General features: G+C 64.2%; 19 protein-coding genes and 2 pseudogenes. 3 read left to right on the top strand and 18 right to left on the bottom strand.

Annotation, left to right across the window (positions count from 1 at the left end):
• The 16 genes and pseudogenes from H7A76_RS31130 to H7A76_RS31055 form a co-directional block, all read right to left on the bottom strand.
• Positions 1-195 (bottom strand): annotated as a pseudogene (locus H7A76_RS31130) (glycoside hydrolase family 19 protein); the annotation flags it as partial.
• A gap of 381 nt (positions 196-576) precedes the next feature.
• Positions 577-885 (bottom strand): hypothetical protein, encoded by a 309-nt coding sequence (locus H7A76_RS31125; RefSeq protein WP_185702066.1) that lies wholly within the window; start codon positions 883-885, stop codon positions 577-579.
• A gap of 61 nt (positions 886-946) precedes the next feature.
• Positions 947-1639 carry a YafY family protein gene (locus H7A76_RS31120; RefSeq protein ID WP_312026277.1) on the bottom strand — a complete coding sequence of 231 codons (693 nt, stop codon included), beginning with the start codon at positions 1637-1639 and terminating at the stop codon, positions 947-949.
• Positions 1632-2099 (bottom strand): hypothetical protein, encoded by a 468-nt coding sequence (locus tag H7A76_RS31115; RefSeq protein WP_185702065.1) that lies wholly within the window; start codon positions 2097-2099, stop codon positions 1632-1634. Before H7A76_RS31115 ends, H7A76_RS31120 begins: the two co-directional genes overlap by 8 nt.
• A gap of 357 nt (positions 2100-2456) precedes the next feature.
• Positions 2457-2603, bottom strand: a complete 147-nt coding sequence (locus H7A76_RS31110) for a hypothetical protein (RefSeq protein ID WP_124421344.1) — start codon at positions 2601-2603, stop codon at positions 2457-2459.
• A gap of 358 nt (positions 2604-2961) precedes the next feature.
• Positions 2962-3798: a bifunctional allantoicase/(S)-ureidoglycine aminohydrolase gene (locus H7A76_RS31105; protein WP_185702064.1), complete on the bottom strand. Its 837-nt coding sequence runs from the start codon at positions 3796-3798 to the stop codon at positions 2962-2964.
• A 185-nt stretch (positions 3799-3983) separates the two neighbouring features.
• A complete protein-coding gene (locus H7A76_RS31100) occupies positions 3984-4868 on the bottom strand; it encodes a LysR family transcriptional regulator (RefSeq protein WP_185702063.1) in 885 nt (294 codons plus the stop codon).
• A 163-nt stretch (positions 4869-5031) separates the two neighbouring features.
• Positions 5032-5178 (bottom strand): annotated as a pseudogene (locus H7A76_RS32575) (ribosomal protein bL36); the annotation flags it as partial.
• Between the two features lie 138 nt (positions 5179-5316).
• Positions 5317-6546, bottom strand: a complete 1230-nt coding sequence (locus H7A76_RS31090) for a TPM domain-containing protein (protein ID WP_185702061.1) — start codon at positions 6544-6546, stop codon at positions 5317-5319.
• A 156-nt stretch (positions 6547-6702) separates the two neighbouring features.
• Positions 6703-8109 carry an aldehyde dehydrogenase family protein gene (locus tag H7A76_RS31085; RefSeq protein ID WP_185702060.1) on the bottom strand — a complete coding sequence of 469 codons (1407 nt, stop codon included), beginning with the start codon at positions 8107-8109 and terminating at the stop codon, positions 6703-6705.
• A 10-nt stretch (positions 8110-8119) separates the two neighbouring features.
• Positions 8120-9163: a homoserine dehydrogenase gene (locus tag H7A76_RS31080; protein ID WP_185702059.1), complete on the bottom strand. Its 1044-nt coding sequence runs from the start codon at positions 9161-9163 to the stop codon at positions 8120-8122.
• Positions 9164-9340: 177 nt separating this feature from the next.
• Entirely contained in the window at positions 9341-9778 is a 438-nt protein-coding gene (locus tag H7A76_RS31075; RefSeq protein WP_185702058.1) for an Lrp/AsnC family transcriptional regulator, read from the bottom strand.
• Positions 9779-9800: 22 nt separating this feature from the next.
• Positions 9801-11177 carry a threonine synthase gene (gene thrC, locus H7A76_RS31070; RefSeq protein WP_185702057.1) on the bottom strand — a complete coding sequence of 459 codons (1377 nt, stop codon included), beginning with the start codon at positions 11175-11177 and terminating at the stop codon, positions 9801-9803.
• Positions 11178-11193: 16 nt separating this feature from the next.
• Positions 11194-12084 (bottom strand): LysR substrate-binding domain-containing protein, encoded by an 891-nt coding sequence (locus H7A76_RS31065; protein WP_185702056.1) that lies wholly within the window; start codon positions 12082-12084, stop codon positions 11194-11196.
• A 41-nt stretch (positions 12085-12125) separates the two neighbouring features.
• Entirely contained in the window at positions 12126-13562 is a 1437-nt protein-coding gene (locus H7A76_RS31060) for an amino acid permease (RefSeq protein ID WP_185702055.1), read from the bottom strand.
• 152 nt (positions 13563-13714) lie between these two features.
• Positions 13715-14989, bottom strand: a complete 1275-nt coding sequence (locus H7A76_RS31055) for a cystathionine gamma-synthase family protein (protein WP_185702054.1) — start codon at positions 14987-14989, stop codon at positions 13715-13717.
• 247 nt (positions 14990-15236) lie between these two features.
• Here H7A76_RS31055 and H7A76_RS31050 point away from each other — a divergent pair, with 247 nt between their 5' ends.
• A complete protein-coding gene (locus H7A76_RS31050) occupies positions 15237-15773 on the top strand; it encodes a DinB family protein (RefSeq protein WP_185702053.1) in 537 nt (178 codons plus the stop codon).
• Here H7A76_RS31050 and H7A76_RS31045 read toward each other — a convergent pair whose 3' ends face one another.
• Positions 15774-16085: a hypothetical protein gene (locus tag H7A76_RS31045; RefSeq protein WP_185702052.1), complete on the bottom strand. Its 312-nt coding sequence runs from the start codon at positions 16083-16085 to the stop codon at positions 15774-15776. It abuts the gene before it with no gap.
• A gap of 132 nt (positions 16086-16217) precedes the next feature.
• Here H7A76_RS31045 and H7A76_RS31040 point away from each other — a divergent pair, with 132 nt between their 5' ends.
• A complete protein-coding gene (locus H7A76_RS31040) occupies positions 16218-16472 on the top strand; it encodes a YceK/YidQ family lipoprotein (RefSeq protein ID WP_409519233.1) in 255 nt (84 codons plus the stop codon).
• A gap of 63 nt (positions 16473-16535) precedes the next feature.
• On the top strand, positions 16536-16925 hold the full coding sequence (locus H7A76_RS31035; protein ID WP_260498130.1) for a YceK/YidQ family lipoprotein: 390 nt from the start codon (positions 16536-16538) through the stop codon (positions 16923-16925).
• A gap of 42 nt (positions 16926-16967) precedes the next feature.
• Here H7A76_RS31035 and H7A76_RS31030 read toward each other — a convergent pair whose 3' ends face one another.
• The gene (locus H7A76_RS31030) at positions 16968-17741 is read right to left on the bottom strand and encodes an EAL domain-containing protein (protein WP_185702051.1); all 774 of its coding nucleotides are present in this window, start codon (positions 17739-17741) and stop codon (positions 16968-16970) included.
• Positions 17742-17847 lie beyond the last annotated feature (106 nt).

The raw sequence follows: 17847 nt of genomic DNA, 5'->3' as shown, positions 1-17847 counted from the left end.
GCTGTAGTTCAGGTTCTCGACCAGGCTGCGCAGCTGTCCCGACTCATAACCGACCTGCGCAAGGAACGCCGCCATTCGCAAGCGAGTGATGATCGCGTACCTATTCATAGTCGCGTTGAGTGCAGGAACAAAAACGCCCGCAACGGGGCGGGCGCTTGGAAGGATCTGCAGCAGTTGCAGCTCTGTGAGTGGCATTGTGTTTCTCCAGGCATAAAAACCACCAGATGGCGGTGGTCTCGATTATTCATATGCCAGCGCGCTGGGTTGAACGGATACGGATATTCCGCAGTATTGATGCAAGAACAATTCGGTCCAGGGCCATAAACAAGCGAATGAACGCCAAGTGGAAAGGTTGAGTGCAGCGCTTCATACGAGGTTTCAGGCGCGGCGTAAAATACATGCCGTATTCCAAACCCTTGTAACCACTACAACTGCCACGGACCGATCAGCCGCAAGACCCTCCCTGAAAAAACCGTAGCCTAGCCAAATACCCGTCTTGCTGCCTTGCTCTAACGGTCTCGGTATCCGGGGAACACTTGCAGCGGCTGGAGACCGCTCCAGCCGCTTGGTGGCCAGTCAGTCCTTCTGCGGCACGAAATGGCTCATGAACGTCAGGTCCTCGATGGCATGCATGTACTCGGAGAATCTCGGATCTCCCTCATTGAAGGCCTTGGCCACCCGCTGGGCGTTTTCCAAACTGTCCCACAGCGCCAGGTCCACGAAAGTCCGGTCGTCCCCCATGGGGCAGTAGCCGTGGTACTCGATCAAGCCGGGAAAAGCCTTCAGCGTTTCGCAAAGCCCCGACCGCAGTGCCGGCACCTGTGCGATGCACGTTTCCCTGACCTTGAAAATGGCCAGCTCCAGTACGTGGAATGAGTTCAACATGGGAATACCCTCTTGGTTTCAGGAGATCCCATGATCAACGCCCCCTACTGACAACGTATTGTCAGTGCCGTTGATCGCGCCATTGGCTGGCCTGGTGCTTCATGTAGACCTGCAGATCAAGGCCTAGGGGAATAGCCGGCGCATGCTGGGCATGGGTGATGGACGTGATGCGATCGACGCGGAAATCTCGATAGTCGGCCCTGGTGGAGCACCAACTGCCGACAGTCCACTTCCCTCCCCAGTAAAACAGGCCAAGAGGCACGATGACCCGCCGGGAAACTTCACCGTCCAGCCGGGTATAGCCGATCTCCAGGGCCCGGGCTTGCTCGATGGCGCTCCTCAGGATCGCCAAGTGGGCACGCGTGGTATCGGACGTCTTTCCCAAGGCGCGAATTTTTGCCGTATGGGGATCCAGGCACTGCTTGGCCATGGACGCCGAGACCTTGCTCAACAATGACCTGGCGGCTGCGCTCAGATCCTTATCCGCCGTAGCCGAGAGCATTTCCATCCCCAGCATCAAGGCATCCAGTTCGAGCCGGTTCAGCGTCAATGGCGGCATCTGGTAATCGGCATCCAGGGCGTAGCCCAGGCCCGCGGTCCCATAGATCGGGATCCCGCTGAAGGACAGGTCATCGATATATCGATAGATGGAGCGCACCGAAACGCCAATTCGGCTGGCCAGGCGTTGCGCAGAGATGGGTTGGTGAACCCGGATCAGGTTGACCAGTTGGAACAGGCGATCGGCTTTACGCACCTGGCTTACTCAATGGGAGGTGTGCGGTGCTGCACAGCAGCTGCTTGAGCCGATCACGCTGGCTGTCCAGCAACTGCAACAGCCAGGACGCCTGCTCCGGCTCGGATGCATCGATCCACCGATCCAGCTCCGCCATCGAAGCCTCGTCGGTCCAGTGGTCCATGCCAAAGACATAGCGCTCCAGCCAGCGATCGCAACCCAGCTCCAGCAGGCCGGCACGCATCGCTTGCTGCCGAGCATGGGGGGTCGCTTCGAAATAGGTCCGGGCGCCGGAACGAACCGACTGGGCGAACCAGGTCAGGGCTTCCAGATAGACGAACAGCACCGGCGGCAGACCCAGGTCCGGCTGGTCGGGAGCAGGTGCGGCCGCCTCCATATGCGCACCGAGCATGGCCATGGCCTCGTAGCTGCGGCTGTCGATCAACTGGTCGACATAGGCCGCGCTATAAACAGCTCTCACCGGGTTGCTCCTTGCTTTGGCGGGGAAAATCGAAGGGCGCTATTGTCGCTGAATGCCGGGTGGCCTTCCAGCAACCGCCCTCGGCCAGGATCTCTCGCAACCCACGACAGTCTTCCCAGCGTGCGGGCCCGGCACCGGCCGGACCCGCCAGGCAAGTTACCTCATGGGCACTCGCAGGTAGACGGACCCCATACCGGGCCGCTGCAGGGATCCTTGGACGGACCGAACACCGGGCACGAAGCTTGGGCAGTCAGGGAGAAACCGCATAGCAGCAATACCGCCAACAACATTTTCTTCATTCAAGACCTCCTGGTCAGTCACACAAGATTCCATCGTCCTGGTCGGAGCGCGATTCAGTCATGGGCATTCGCACAATGTAGGAGTCGGCCCGAGCACGGCTTTCGAGCACGGATCATCCCAAGGCCCCAATACTGCGCAACCCGCTTGCGCGGTCATCGAGAACATCCAGAGCAGCAGCGAAGCCGCCAGAAATTTCATTTTCAACATGACCTCCTTGGTCGAGACATCGATAACGGTCCGTGTCCTTTTGCGTAGTTGAACGCCCCCTACCAGGGGCAGGACACCTGCCCCACATGACGTGAAGTGGACCGCCCGGCACCGTGCCGGGCCCGACCCAGCAAAGACCAGGCTCGTGCATCCCGCCAGTGCGACACACTGTCGCGCCCAATACTCCGGTACTGCTGGCGCCCGCCACTCTGGCGTCGGCATCCGCGGCCAGGCGATGCGGCCCCGCCGGTGAAGCGCTTTTGCCGGGGCAAAAGAAAACCGGCGATCGCTCGCCGGTCCGGTACCAAGCCAGGGCAGCCAGGGCAGCAGCCGCTCGCTGCCCTGGCCCTGCGCATCAATGCGGCGCGTTCAGGGTCAGGCGCATCTGGCGGTTCACATCCTTGTACAGCAGGTAGCGGAAGCGACCCGGGCCGCCGGAGTAGCAGGCTTGCGGGCAGAACGCACGCAACCACATGAAGTCACCGGCCTCGACCTCGACCCAATCCTGGTTCAGGCGATACACCGCCTTGCCTTCCAGCACATAGAGACCGTGTTCCATGACATGGGTCTCGGCGAACGGAATCACGCCGCCCGGCTCGAAGTTGACGATATTGACGTGCATGTCATGGCGCATGTCGCTGATGTCGACGAAGCGGGTGGTACTCCAGCGACCTTCGGTGTCGGGCATCACCCGAGGCTCGATGTCTTGCTCGTTGGTGACGAAAGCCTCCGGGTACGGCACGCCATCGACCTTCTGGTAATGCTTGCGAATCCAGTGGAAGCGCGCTTCGGTGCCGCTGGTGTTGCGCAGCTTCCAGTCGGCGGCCGGCGGAATGAAGGCATAGCCTCCTGGCGTGAGCACATGCTGCTGGCCTTTCAGGGTCAGGTTCACCTCACCCTCGACGACGAACAGCACCGCCTCGGCGTTGGGGTCCTGCTCGGGCTTGTCGCTGCCACCATTGGGGCCGACTTCGACGATGTACTGGGAGAAGGTTTCAGCGAAACCCGACAGCGGGCGGGCGATGACCCACATGCGCATGTTGTCCCAATGGGGCAAGTGGCTGGTGACGATATCGCGCATTACGCCCTTGGGGATCACCGCGTAGGCTTCGGTGAACATCGCACGGTCGGTGAGCAGCTCGGTCTGGGCCGGGTGCCCGCCATGCGGCGCGTAGTAACTGGACTTGGACATGGAGACTCTCCTCATTGTTGTTTTGCTGCCCCGCCCGTCACGGCAGGCAGGGTGAACAAAGCCTGGGCCCGGTACGCCAACGGCGTGGCGTGGGCCGCCATGGGCACCACGATATCCAGCCGCCTCTTCATGCACAAATTAAATACCGAAATAGGTGACATTCATTTATCGAATACCCAACAAGCTCATCCGCGCGTGTCCTGGGCCAGCACCCGGGACAGCACCCGCGCCAGCTCCCTGACCATGGGATCGGCCGCCGGGCGGTGCAGCAATGCCACCTCGAACACATCCACCGCCGGCAGTCCGCTGGCCTTGGCCAGCACCTGGTGCTCCGCCGTCACCGCCCGCAGCGGCAGCAGGCCGATGCCCATGCCATCGGCGATGGCCGATTGCAGGCCACTGAGGCTGGAGCTGGTGAAACTGATATGCCAGCGCCGGCCGATGCCTTCCAGGGCGCTGATCATTTCATCGCGGTACACCCCCCTGGGCGGGAAAGTCACGATGGGCAACGGGTCCAGGTCGATGCAGGGGTTCCTGGCGCTGTCCACCCAACGGGTCTTTTCCGGCCAGCAGGCTTGTGCCTCGCGGCTGTTCTGGCGTTGCTTGAGCAGCACCAGGTCGAGTTCGCCACGGTCGTAACTGGCGCTCAAGTCACGGCTCATGCCGCTGGTGACCTCCAGCTTGACCTGCGGATAGCGTCGGTTGAAGGCCGCCAGCTGTTCGGTGGTACGACCGGTGGCGAAGTCATCCGGCACGCCGATGCGCACCGTCAGCGCCACCGTGGCCCCGGACAGCGCCTCGAGCATTTCGTCGTTCAGCGCCAGCAGGCGCCGGGCATAACCCAGCAACGTCTCGCCGGCATCGGTGGGCAGCACGTCGCGGTTGCCGCGCTCGAGCAAGCGATGCCCGGCCATCTCTTCCAGGCGGCGGATCTTCTGGCTGACGGTGGACTGGGTGGAGTGCAGGCGCGTGGCCGCGGTGGTGAAGCTACCGCAATCGGCCACCGTGACGATGGCTCGCAGCAGGTCGAGGTCGAACAGGCGGCTAGTGGATTTCTCGATGTCGCTCATGTTGATATCTGTTTTCTGAATGCGTTGCGCCTTTCTACCGGGCCGGCCTCGGGGAAACAATGCCCCGCACCCCACGGGCGACGCCTTGCGCACCGGGCCCGGGGCGCTGTCGACGGCGGTGGTTCGTACATCGCCCTGCCCCTCCCGGCCTATCGCGGCACTCACCCTTGTTTCTGTTCTTCGCCCCACCCTGGCGGGCCTTGAAGCGCGGGCAGGATTTGCCAATCACATAGATGTGCCCGCGACGCTTGGCGATCTGGCCGTCACGGTAGTGATTCTTGGCGTCTCTGCGGGACGACAGGACTTTCACGGGCGAGGCTTCCTGGAAACGGCTCAGGGCCAAGCCCAAGGAACCGCCTCCCCCCCGCCGATCACGCTCCCCCCGGCAACAACCTCACTGATCGATCCGGACGGACTGGCGAAATTCCGGTCGTCCTCCCCTGCGCCATCACCAACTGCCCGACGCCCCGCCACCGCCACTGGAACCGCCGCCCCCGGAGAAACCGCCCCCCGCGCTTGAGTGGCCACCACCGCTGCTGCCACCGCCGCTGCTCCAGCGAAGGCCAATGCCGCCGGCAAACAGTATGAAACTCAGGAAATAGGCGAACGGCACGACCGTCAGCCAACGCTGGGCCGCCTGCCAGGCATCCACGCCCAGGCCCATCAGCAGGACCAGCGTGAGCAGCACGGCAAAGCGCCACAAAAAGCCCCGAGGGCTCCTGCGCCAGCTGTTGCGCATCATCCAGTACAGCAGCCAATGGCCGCCCAGTACCAGCAGCACCCCCGCCGGCCAGGCCAGGCCGTAGAGGAACGTCAGACTGCCCAGATACTGGCTGAGCAGGGTCAGCAGGCCGATGTACAGCAGCAGCCCCAGCACCCCGTAGAACACCCCTCGCGCCTGCCACAGCCCGGCGAAGGTCGCACCGCCGATCAACATGCACAGCGGCACCACGAATAGCTGCGCCAGCCACTCCTGGCCGCCCACGGCTCCCACCAGCACCGCCATCAGCACCACTGCGCCACCCAGCACCCGACGCCAGTTCCAGCCGGCAGCCAGCATCACCCCCGCCACCGAGCCGAAAACGAACGCCAGCAGCAAGGCATAGGCTTCGAGCGGCACCGCCCGCTCCACCGGTTCCGGCAGCCCCGCAGGCTCGGGCAGCAAGTCCCCGTCCACCAGCAGGATCAGGTCGTCCAGGGCACGGTCGATACCGCCGGCAAAGTCGCCCTGACGAAAGGCCGGGACCAGGTCCCGGGCGATGATCTGCCCGGCCAGCAGATCGGTGACCACCGGCTCCAGGCCATAGCCGACCTCGATCCGCACCTTGCGATCGTTCTTCGCTACCAACAGCAGGATGCCGTCGTCGGCACCCTTGCGCCCCAGCTTCCAGGCGCGAAACAGCTGGTTGCCCAGGGCCTCGATGCTCTGCTGGCCCAGGTGGGGCACCAGCATCACCGCGATCTGCGCGCCGCGGCGCTGCTCCAGGGCCTCCAGCTTGTGCACCATCCGCTCTTGAGTGACGCTGTCCAAGGTCGCGGTCAGGTCGATCACTCGCCGATCCAGGGGCACATTCACCAGCCCCGGCGGCGCCTCCTCGGCGTGCACCAGCGCCGGCAGCAGCCCGAGAAACAGCGCCAGCCACAGGCCGCGCCCTTGTTGCAACCACACCTTGATCATTGACCCGCTTCCTGCATCGTTCATCCTGAAGCGGCGAACTCTACCATTGCCCGTATCGCGATCGATTCATCGCCCCGCGTCGCCGGCAAAAAAACACCGGGCAGGTGACCAAACCTGCCCGGTGCCCGACGACCTGTCGTGTTAGCGCTATGTCCCTCAGCCCAGGCGGTTCAAGCACACCACCTTGGGCTGGGTCATTTCCTCATAGGCAAAACGCACTCCTTCGCGCCCCAGGCTGCCGTACTTGAAGCCGCCAAAGGGCATGGCATCGAAACGGTAGTCGGAAGAGTCGTTGATCATCACCCCGCCCGCCTCGATACGCCGCGCGGCGTCCATGGCGATACGCAGGTCGTTGGTGAAGATCCCCGCATGCAGGCTGTACTCCGGCTGGTTGGCCAGGGCGATGGCCTGGTCCAGGTCGTCGAACGGCTGCAACACCACCACCGGGGCGAACACCTCATCGCGCCACAGGCGACTGCGGTGATCGACGTTCTCCAGCACCGTGGCGGCGTAGCAGGAACCCTGGCGCTGGTGCCCGCACAGCAGCCGCGCGCCTTGCTGCAGGGCTTCGTCCACCATGGCCTGGGCGCGCTGTGCCGCCTGCTGGCTGATCATCGGCCCGATGTCCGTGCTGCTGGCCAGCGGGTCGCCACTGACCTGAGTACGGGCAAGGCGGACAAAAGCCTCGCGAAATGCCTCATAGATCGAGGCCTGGACCAGCAGGCGCTGGGTGCCGATGCAGTTCTGCCCCGCCGCCCAGAAGGCTCCGGACACGCAGCTTTCCACCGTCGCCGCCAGGTCGCAGTCGGCCATCACGATCACCGGCGCATTGCCTCCCAGGTCCATGGCCAGCTTCTTCAAACCGGCGCTGCGGGCAATCTGCTCGCCGGTGACGAAGCCGCCGGTGAACGACACCATGCGCACCTCGCGGGCTTCCACCAGGGCCTTGCCCAAATCCGCGCCGCCGGTGGCCAGGGTCACCACCGACTCTGGCAGGCCGGCATCGCGCAGGTATTCCACCAGCTTGATCGCCGACAGCGGCGCCAGCTCCGAGGGCTTGAGAATCACCCCGTTGCCCCCGGCAATCGCCGGGCCAAGCTTGTGCGCCACCAGGTTCAACGGATCGTTGTAAGGCGTGATCGCCAGGATCAGCCCCAGGGGCTCGCGAGAGAACCAGCCCTGGCGGTTTTCCGAGCCTTCGTAAGCGTCGAAGGGCAGCACCTCACCGGCATTGCGCTTGGCCTCTTCGGCCGACAGCTTGAGGGTATTGACGCAGCGCTTGACCTCCTTCTGCGCCTGTTTCAGGGTCTTGCCCGCTTCATCGACGATCAACCGGGCGAAGTGCTCGGCGTCACGTTCAATCTTCAGGGCCGCCTGCTCAAGAATCCGCGCCCGCTGGAAACGCGGCAGGGCAGCGCAAGTCCGCACGCCCTCGCGGGCCTGCTGCAACAGGTAGGGCACGGCGCTGGCATCGGTGCGCGGCACGCTGCCGATGACCCGTCCATCAAAGGGGCTGCGCACTTCAATCGAGTCGGCCAGAGGCACCAGGCGAGACAGATTCATGGGCATTCTCCTAGCGGGCCGAGCGCGATTGGTGGATGTGGATGATGTCCGAGAGCAAGGCAAAGGCCGTCTCGATGCGCCCAGCGCCCGGCCCGGAAACCGTCACCGCCCCCAACAGCTCGGTGTTGAACGACAGTGCATTGATCGCCCCGGAGATACCTGCCAGCGGATGCTCCAGCGGCAACAGGCGCGGCTCGACACTGGCCTCCAGGGCGCCGTCGGCCAGGCGCCGGGCCGAACCGATCAGCTTCCAGCACATACCCTCGGCACGGGCCTGGGCCAGGTCTTGGGCCGTCAGGCCGGAGATCCCGCGGCAGGCGACGTCATTGACCGTCAACTGCGCACCCAAGAGTTCGTTGGCCAGGATCACCACCTTCAGGCGCACATCGAAGCCTTCGACATCCGCGCTCGGATCGGCCTCGGCGTAACCCAGGGCCTGGGCCTCGGCCACCGCTTCGGCAAAGCCCAGGCCGGCTTCCATGCGGGTCAGCACAAAGTTGGACGTGCCATTGAGGATGCCTTCGAACCCCAGCAGCCCACTGCCGGCCAGGGACTGCTTGGCCATGCGGATCACCGGGGTGCCGCTCATCACCGCCCCTTCATATTCGAAGGCCGCCAGATTGCGCTGGGCCAGTGCCTTGAGTTCGGCGCCGTGCAGGGCAATGGGGCCCTTGTTGGTGGTTACCACATGCTTGCCCTGCTCCAGGGCCCAACGACAGAAGGTACTGGCTGGTTCGCCGTCCACCGGGTTGGTGAAAGTGGCCTCGGCCATGATGTGAGCGCCGGAGTCCTTGATCACCTGCTCATTGAGTGCCTCCACCTGGCCGCCCGGCAGTTGCGCCAACGCGCCTCTGGTTGCCGGCACCTTGCTCAGCAGACCGGCATCCAGCCCCTGGGGAGCGACGATGGAGCCCAGGAACAGATCGCTGATGCCAACGATCTTCAAGCTGAAACCCAACTGTTTTTTCCACGCCTGATTGCGCTCGGCAATCAACTGCGCCAGGGCCCGGTTGACCCCACCGAAGCCCACCAGGGCGATATTGTATTCAGTCATTTTTGTTGTGTTCCATTCCGGTTGAGAAGCTGATGGACACAAGGTTAGGGTTCGGACCCGGGCAGTGAAATATGCCGTTTTGCTGTATTTGCTGAGCATTTTGCCCAGCCCGGGAGGCAGGTGAACGGGCATAAAAAAAGCCAACTTGCGTTGGCTTTTTTACGCGCAGGGCTGCGCCTAGCTCACGGAGGACAAGACAAAGGAAGTCACGGTGTTTTCCACCCCGGGCAAGGCAGCGATGTCATTCCACACCCGGTGCACCCGCTCCGCCGTGGCGGCGCTGACCCGCACCAGCACATCGAACTCGCCGCTGAGCACTTCGCACTGGACGATCTCCGGCATGGCACGCAAGGCTTGCAGCACCTCGGCGCCGCGCATGCGGTCGTAGCGGTAGACGAAGATCAGCGCATTGATCCGGGTATCCGCCCCACGCCCCTCGCCCACGCGGATGGTGTAGCCCTGGATCGCACCGTCGCGCTCCAGGCGTTCGATGCGCTGGCGCACCGCGTTGCGCGACAGGTTGACCTTGGCCGCCAGCTCGGCATGAGCCGCCCGGGCATTGCGGGTCAGCTCGGCCATGATGCGTTCGTCCAGTGGATCCAGGATCCGCTTCATGAAGCCTCCTTCGCGGTGCCCATCACAGTGCCTTCAGGCAGTGCAGTACGGCGGCAAAATCATCCGCTGCCAGTGCTTGCCACTGCGCCGTGGAAGGCGCCGCGAGCGGCTGTGGGACCACTCCGGGAATACCCAGGGAAGCCAGGAGCCGCGCCGACTTGGCCGGCGCGATCTCCCCCAGGGTGACCATGGGCGCCACCAGGCTGCGCCGGTACAGGCGCGCCGCCAGGACGCCGATGGCGGCATGGGGGTCGATGATGTAGCCGGTGTCCCGATAGAGGCTGCTGATCTCCTTGCCGGTCTCTTCATCGCTGACCGAGTAGGAGTCGATGATCATCCGCGCCTGCAACCAGAACTCGTTGCCCAGGCTCATCTCGCCGCTGCCTTCAAAGCGCTGCATCAGGCCCGCCACCGCGTGCGGGTCCTGGCCATACAGTTCCCAGACAAAGCGCTCCAGGTTGGCGAACAGCGACAGGTCCATGGCCGGCGACAGGCTCTGGCTGGCCTCGGCGCGGCAATAGCGGTTCTTCAGGAAAAGCTGGTGCAGGGCGTCGTTGCGGTTAGTGGCGACAATCATCTGGGTGATGGGCAGGCCCATCTTCTGCACGATATAGCCGGCATAGACTTCGGCGAAGCTCGCCGCCGGAACGCTGAAACCGATGGGCCGCTGGCCGCCCCCCAGTTGCAGCACGGCATGGAAATACAGCACCAGCTGGGCCATGACCCCGACCCAGTTGCTGGAGTTGAAGCCGATCACCTCGCGCTCGGCCAAGGGCCACTGGCGCAGCAGGCGAGCCACCAGGGTCTGGCAGTCGTCGAAGCTGCCTTCCACGGCAAAGCGCCACAGCCGGGGGTTGTGTGCCGCCTGCAACTGCTGCCCTTGCTGCTCGGGCACCCCGTGCTGCGGATAGAACACCAGCACCTGGGTCTGCGGGCAGTCCTTGAAGGCGTCGATGGCCGCCAGCGCGGTATCGCCGTTGCTGGCCCCCACCAGCACCCCGTGACGCTGCCGGCGCTGGAGGAAATAGCCCACCAGTTGCGCCTGCAACCGCGCGGCAAAATCCTTGGCCGAGCCCGTGGGCCCATGGAACAGTTCCAGCACCCATTCATTGCGGTCGATCTGCCGCAGGGGCGCCACCGCGCGGTGACCAAAGCCGCTGTAGGCACGGCTGAGCAAGGCCTTGAAGTCCGCCTCGGGCAGGCACTCGCCGACAAAGGGGCTGAGCACCCGGAAGGCCAGTTCGGGGTAATCCAGGGTCGACCAATTGGCGATCTCCTGGGGGCTGAAACGTGGCAGCTCGGCAGGCACGTACAGCCCGCCATCGGCGGCCACGCCAGACAACACCACGCTTTCGAAATCCACCTGCTCGGTGGTACTGCGGGTACTCACATAACGCATGCTTGGCTCCGGCCAGTCATTTATGGAGATGGGCCTGTTCCACCAGCCAGGTGGAAAATTCCAGCGCATCGGGGTGTGGATCGGCCCCGGCGCCACGCACCAGGTAAAAGGATTCGCTGGCTTCGATGCGCTGACTAAAAGGCTCCAGCAAACGCCCGTCGGCGAGCATCTGGTCGACCATGGAGGAACGGGCCAGGGCCACGCCGAGGCCCAGTTCGGCCATGCGCAAGGTGGAAATCAGGGTATCGAACTGCATCCCCCGGGACGAATCCACCTGCTCGGCACCCGCGCGCTGCAGCCAGTAGCCCCAGCCCTCTTCGTAGCCCAGCACGTGCAGCAGCGGGTGCCGGGCCAGGTCCGCCGGCACCTCTAGCGGCGCCTTGTCCAACAAGGCCGGGGCGCATACCGGGAACAGCGTGTCCCAGGTCAGGCGCTGGGCCACCAGCCCCGGCCAGTGGCCATGACCCCAACGAATTTCCAGGTCGTCCTCGCCGTCCAGTTCCTTGACCCAGATATTGCTGATGTAGCGGATATCCACCAGCGGATGCCTGTGCTGAAAATCCGCCAGCTTGGGCGCCAGCCAGTGGACGAAAAACGCCAGGCTGCCGCGTACCTTGATCGGCCGGCGCTTGTGCTGGCCGAAGATCTCGTTGGTGCCCACCGCCAGCCGGGTAATGGCGTCCTGTACCACCGGCAGGTAGGAACGGCCCTCCTCGGTCAGGTCCAGGCCCCGGGGCAGGCGCTTGAACAGCGCCACCCCGAGGTGGCTTTCCAGCTGGCGGATCTGTTGGCTCACCGCGCCCTGGGTGAGGAACAGTTCCTCGGCGGCGTGGGTGAAGTTAAGGCAACGGGCGGACACCTCGAAGGCGCGCAGCCAGTTCAGCGGGGGCAAGCTTTTCTGCTTCATGGCCTGGCTCTCATGGACACCCTGGGCGCCGGGCACACCCCTCAACCCCGCAGGGCATCGGAGGGCCGTGCCAGGGGTGCCAGGGACAGGCGCCGCTGGCGGCTACTGCGGGTAATGTAATACACGAAGTAGCACCAGGCGATGAAGGGCACGCCGAAGTACAAGGCCACGCGCTGCTCGGGGTCGAAACCGATGCCGACACAGGCCAGGGCGCAGCAGAACAACGCCGCCAGCGGCACCCAGGGGTAACCACGAACACGGAACTTCAAGTCGCGCACATCACCGCCGTTGGCCACGAAGTGCCGGCGAAAGGCGATCTGGCTGGCGGCGATGCTCATCCACACCGCCACCACCGCCAGCCCGGAAATCGACACCAGGGCCAGGTAGATGGTGTCCGGGGCGAACACGCTGCTGAGCAGGGAGGCGGCGCCACCGGCCATGCTCACGATGATCGCGTTGAGTGGCGTGCCCATGCGGGTCAGGACCGAGAACTGCTTGGGCAGGTGCCCCTGGTCGCTCAGGGTCCAGAGCATCCGCGAGGCGGCGTACAGCCCGGAGTTGGCGGCGGACAGCAGCGCACTGATGATCACGAAGTTCATGATGTCGGCCGAGTACGGAATGCCGATGTAGGTGAACACCGTGACGAACGGGCTTTCCACCAAACCGGCCTGCTCCCGCGGCAACAGGGTGGCGAGGACGAAGATGGTGCCGACGAAGAAGATCGCCAGGCGCAGCACCGTGGTGCGGATCGCCCGCGGCACGTTGCGTTGCGGGTCGCGGGTTTCCCCGGCGGCGATGCCGATCAGTTCGGTGCCGGAGAAAGCGAAGGCCACCGCCAGCAGGGTCATGGCGATCGGCATGAAACCGGTGGGGAACAGCCCCTCGCGGGTGAAGTTGCTCAGGCCGATGCTGTGGGCCTGGTCGATGTGCAGAAGACCGAGAATCGCGCCGCCGCCCACTGCCAGAAACACCAGCACGGTGACCACCTTGACCAGCGACAGCCAGAACTCGGTCTCGGCGAACAGCCGCACCGACACCACGTTGGACAAAAACACCACCATGGCGAACAGCGCGCTCCAGATCCACACCGGGGTCTCGGGGAACCAGCGGGCCATGAGGATTCCGGCGGCGGTGAATTCCGAGCCGATGGCCACGGTCCAGGTCAGCCAGTACAGCCAGGCCACGGTGTAGCCGGTACCGGGGCCGAGAAAGCGGGTGGCGTAGGTGCTGAAGGAGCCGGTCTCGGGCATCTGCACCGCCAGCTCGCCGAGGCACATCATCACCAGGTACACCATCAGCGCGCCGATGATGTAGGCGATCACCGCGCCCAACGGGCCGGCCTGGTTCACCGTGTAGCCGGAAGTGAGGAACAGCCCGGTGCCGATCACCCCGCCAAGGGCGAGCATGACAATGTGCCGGGTCTGCATTTCTTGCTTGAAGCCGCCGCGCAAGTCGGTCTGTTGTTCTTGTAGGGACATGATGGTTCTCATGAAAGTTGTCAGGGCAAGTCTCAATTTCTGCAACTGTGGAAATGGGCAGAAAACAAATCGGATGCCACCAGGTTTTTATTGTTATTCCTCTTCATGAAGCCCCACTGGCTGCCTTGCCGTGGGGGTGTCGCGCGCTCTTTTCAGTGGGCCGCCTCGGCCTGGGCATTCAGGGAAGGGACGGCGCCGGGCGCCGCATGCTGCTTGAGGGATTGGCGCAGCCAGGCGAAGGCCTGCTGCAGGTCTGCCAGCAGGTCATCGGTGTCTTCGATGCCGACCGAGATCCGCACCAGCCCTTCGGAAATACCCAGGGCCTGACGCTCTTCCAGGGTGTTTTCGACATGGCTGGTGGTGCGCGCCGGGCCGTAGATGGTTTCCACCGCGCCCAGGTTGCCGGCGCAGTGGGCATAGCGCAGGCGCGGCAACAGCAGCTTGACGCTGTCCATGCCGCCCACCAGGACGAAGCTGACGATGGCGCCGAAACCGCGCATCTGCGCACAGGCCACGGCGTGATTCGGGTGGCTGGGCAGGCCCGGGTAGTTCACCGCCTCCACCAGCGGCTCGTTGAGCAGGAACTGCGCCAGCTGCGCGGCGCTGTGCTGTTGCTGGCGCATGCGCAGGGCCAGGGTCTTGATCCCGCGGATGATCAGGTAGGCCGAGAACGGATCGAGGCTGGCGCCGTTGATTTCCCGGTAGTGACGCACCTGGCTCATCAGCGCCTCGCTGCCGCAGGCCACGCCGCCCAGCACATCGCCGTGGCCACTGAGGAACTTGGTGGCGCTGTGGATCACCACATCCACGCCCAGCGCCAGGGGGTTCTGGTTCAGCGGCGTGGCGAAGGTGTTGTCCGCCACCACCAGGGCGCCGACCTGTTTCGCCGCGGCGACCAGACGCTGGATATCGACAATCTTCAGCGTCGGGTTGGTCGGGGTTTCCAGGTACAGCAGGTCGCAGCCCTTGGCGATCTCGGCCTCGATCTGCTGCTGGTCGAAGGTTTCACACAGGGTGACGGCCACGCCCATGCGCGGCAGGAATTCCTCGAAGATCTTGTTGGTGCCACCGTAGCTGTCCTTGGTCGACACCACCCGTTGGCCGTGGCGCAGGAAGCTGTAGAGCACGCCGCTGATGGCCGCCATGCCGCTGCTGAAGGCCACCGCCGATTCGGCACTTTCCAGGTCCCGCAACTTGGCTTCCAGGGTTTCCACCGTGGGGTTGCTCATGCGGCTGTAGATAAAGCCCGGGGCCTTGCCCAGGGCCACGTCGTACCACTGGTCGATATCGTCGTAGCCATAAGCGGCACTGGCGACAATCGGTGTTTGCGTGGCGTTGTAGGGGTGACGGATCTGCTCTCCGCCCCAGACCACCCGGGTAGCGGTCCCGGGGTTTTCCAGCCCTGTGCGTTCAGGTTTTTTATTCATTGCGACGGCTCACCATTAAGGGTGCGCGGCCTGTTGCCGCGCTGGATCTGGTGGCCAATATAGAGAAAAGCCCAAGCCCCGAGAAACGATGTTATCGGGGCCAAAGGGGCGGTTTTTTTAATGGCTGCCCAGCCCTGCAAACGGCCTGCGTACAAGGCTTTCGCGACGCCTCTTGCATGGCGGCACCGAGGCTTGCGAAGCTGCCGTGCGCCCGCCTCACTCCCGAAAGGAACCGCAATGAACCGCAATGAACCGCACCGAGCATCTGTGCCTGATGGCCCGCTACAACCAGTGGATGAACGGCAAGCTGTACAGCGCCGCCATGAACCTGTCGGATGCGCAACTGGCTCTGGACCGACAGGCGTTTTTCGGCTCGATCCTCGGCACCCTCAATCATTTGCTGGCCGGCGACACGATCTGGCTCAAGCGCTTTGCCCAGCACCCGGCGCGGTTTGCGGCCCTGGCGCCGCTGCACCAGGTGGCCACCCCCCAGGACCTCAAGACCCTGCTGTTTGCCGACATCCGCGGGCTCTGGCAGCAGCGTCAGTGGCTGGACCAGTCGATCCTCGATTTCAGCCAGGCGCTGAACGACACCGACCTTGACAGCGCCCTGCACTATGCCAATACCCGGGGCGTGGTCAGCGAGCGCAATTTCTATAGCCTGCTGGTGCATTTCTTCAATCACCAGACCCACCACCGCGGCCAGGCCAGCACCCTGCTGACCCAGGCCGGGGTGGATATTGGCGATACCGACCTGCTGATGCTGATACCCAGCGAAGTCTGATCAGGCTTGAGCCCAACGGGCGCGCAACAGAGGCAGGCCGCTCTCGTGCCAGAAGCTCATGGAAATCCCGCCGCTGGACATGCCGCCATGGGCAAAGGCCTCGACGAAGAAATGCCCTGCCGAGCTCCAGGCCCTGCCTGTCAGTTGCTCGAAGGCCTGGACGACCAGGGCCTCCAACTGCTGCGCCGTGGTCGGCCAGGGCGCGTGGGCCAGATGCGTGGCCAGCGCTCGCCACAGATAGGGGTCACCCCGTAGCCCCCAGGACAGCGGTTCCTCGGCGAACAGCCGCGCGACGCTGCGCTCTCCCGTCATCGAAACCTCCCGGCCATGCGATTTATTCAGCGCTCAATCTAGCGTCTGCACCGGGCTTCTGCGACCATGCGCGCGGAAAAAAACCGCTTGCTAAGGAATGGCGCCATCAAAGTCCGCAATGCTCTGCTCGTTGTGCCCCTGCTGTCCCTCGTGGCCTGCGGCACCCTGATCGCCCGCACCCCCAATTCCCACACCCGCTACGACTACTACAAAGGCACCCAGGCCAATATCGAGCTCCTGACCATGCGCGGTGCCAGCGGCTACGACGGCTACGTCACGCTTTTCTGCTGGATGAGCATCGTCTGCCCGGTAGTGGCCATCGTCAGCCTGCCGGTGGATGCCGTGGCCGACACCGCGCTGCTGCCCTATGACGCGATCAATCGCTGATTCTCGCCCGCCCCTGTTTCGACCCTGCGTGGAAGCCTGATCATCCGAATCATCACTTGCCTGTTGCTGCTCAACACCCTGCTGCTGTCCGGCTGCGGCACCTACATGACCCGTGGCAATGCCCTGGACTTTCGCGACGACCGCTACTACCGCAGCGTCAAGACCAACGCCCAAGTGCTCACCGGCTATGACATGGGCTATGCACGCATGATCACCGGCGGCTGCTGGGTGACGGTGGTGTGCCCGATCCTGATGATCGCCAGCCTGCCCCTGGACGCGGCGCTCGACACCGTGCTGCTGCCCTACGACGCGTTCCAGCCGGACCGGCCCAAGCGCAACATGCACGTGAATATGAAGGAGCTTCCCGAGGAAGACCTGCCGGCATTGCCCATCGGTGCCCAGGTGCAGGATCCGACAGCCCACGCCCCGCCCATCGCCCCGCAGGCTGATTGAGCCCCTTCGGGCGAGCATGCGTCGTGCCTTGGCGCAACCAGGCTACGCCTGATCCGGCGTGCACAGCGCTGGCACCCGCGGCGCCAGGCGGCAACGTCGCCCCAGGCGCTCCACCTGGGGGCGGCCGTATAGATAGCCCTGCCCCCACTCGCCACCACAGGCCATGGCCAGGCCCTGGTCGGTGGCAGTCTCGAGCCCTTCGACGATCACGCAGGGCGCCAGGGTCTTGCACAACTGCACCAGGTGGCTGAGGGTCTGGGCGCTGTTGAGTTCACCACGGGCGCGCTGGATGTAGCCCTTGTCGATCTTGACGATGTCCGGCCGCGTCTGGCGGATGAACTCCAGGGTACCCAGGCCCGCGCCGAAATCGTCGATGGCCACCCGGCAGCCCAGCTTGCGCAGGCACAGGACGAATTCGCCAGCCGCCTCGATGCTCGGCGGCGTGGCGCTTTCGGTGATCTCGATCACCAGTCGCGCGGCCACTGAGGGCAAATCCCGCAGTTGCTGGAGGATGACGTACCAGAACGGATCGATGATCGCGCTCTGGGCGGAAATATTGCACCCCAGACGCAAGCGTTCATCCCGTTGCAGGCCATCGATCACACAGAGCACCACGCTGCGATCCAGCTCGCGCATCAGCTGGTGTTTTTCCAGCAGCGCCAGGGGGTAGACATCCCCGCCCTGGGCATCGACATGGCGCAGCAACCCTTCGTGGTAGAGCACCCGACTGCTGTCCGGCAGCCACACCACCGGCTGGAATGCCAGCACCAAATGGCCCATGGCCAGTTCGCGATAAAAGTCTTTGACGCTTTGCATGACAGATCCATAGGCCAGCCAACGATGCCCCCTCGGACGTGGTGTGACACAGCGGCCAGCGCGCGCCCAAGGGTCCCTGCCCAACCATGATCGACCCTGCCCAGGT

The organism is Pseudomonas sp. MSSRFD41, from assembly GCF_014230245.1.
Taxonomy (GTDB): Bacteria; Pseudomonadota; Gammaproteobacteria; order Pseudomonadales; family Pseudomonadaceae; genus Aquipseudomonas; species Aquipseudomonas piscis.
Note: the sequence above shows the minus strand (reverse complement) of the source record. Positions and strands in the feature narration are given on the sequence as shown.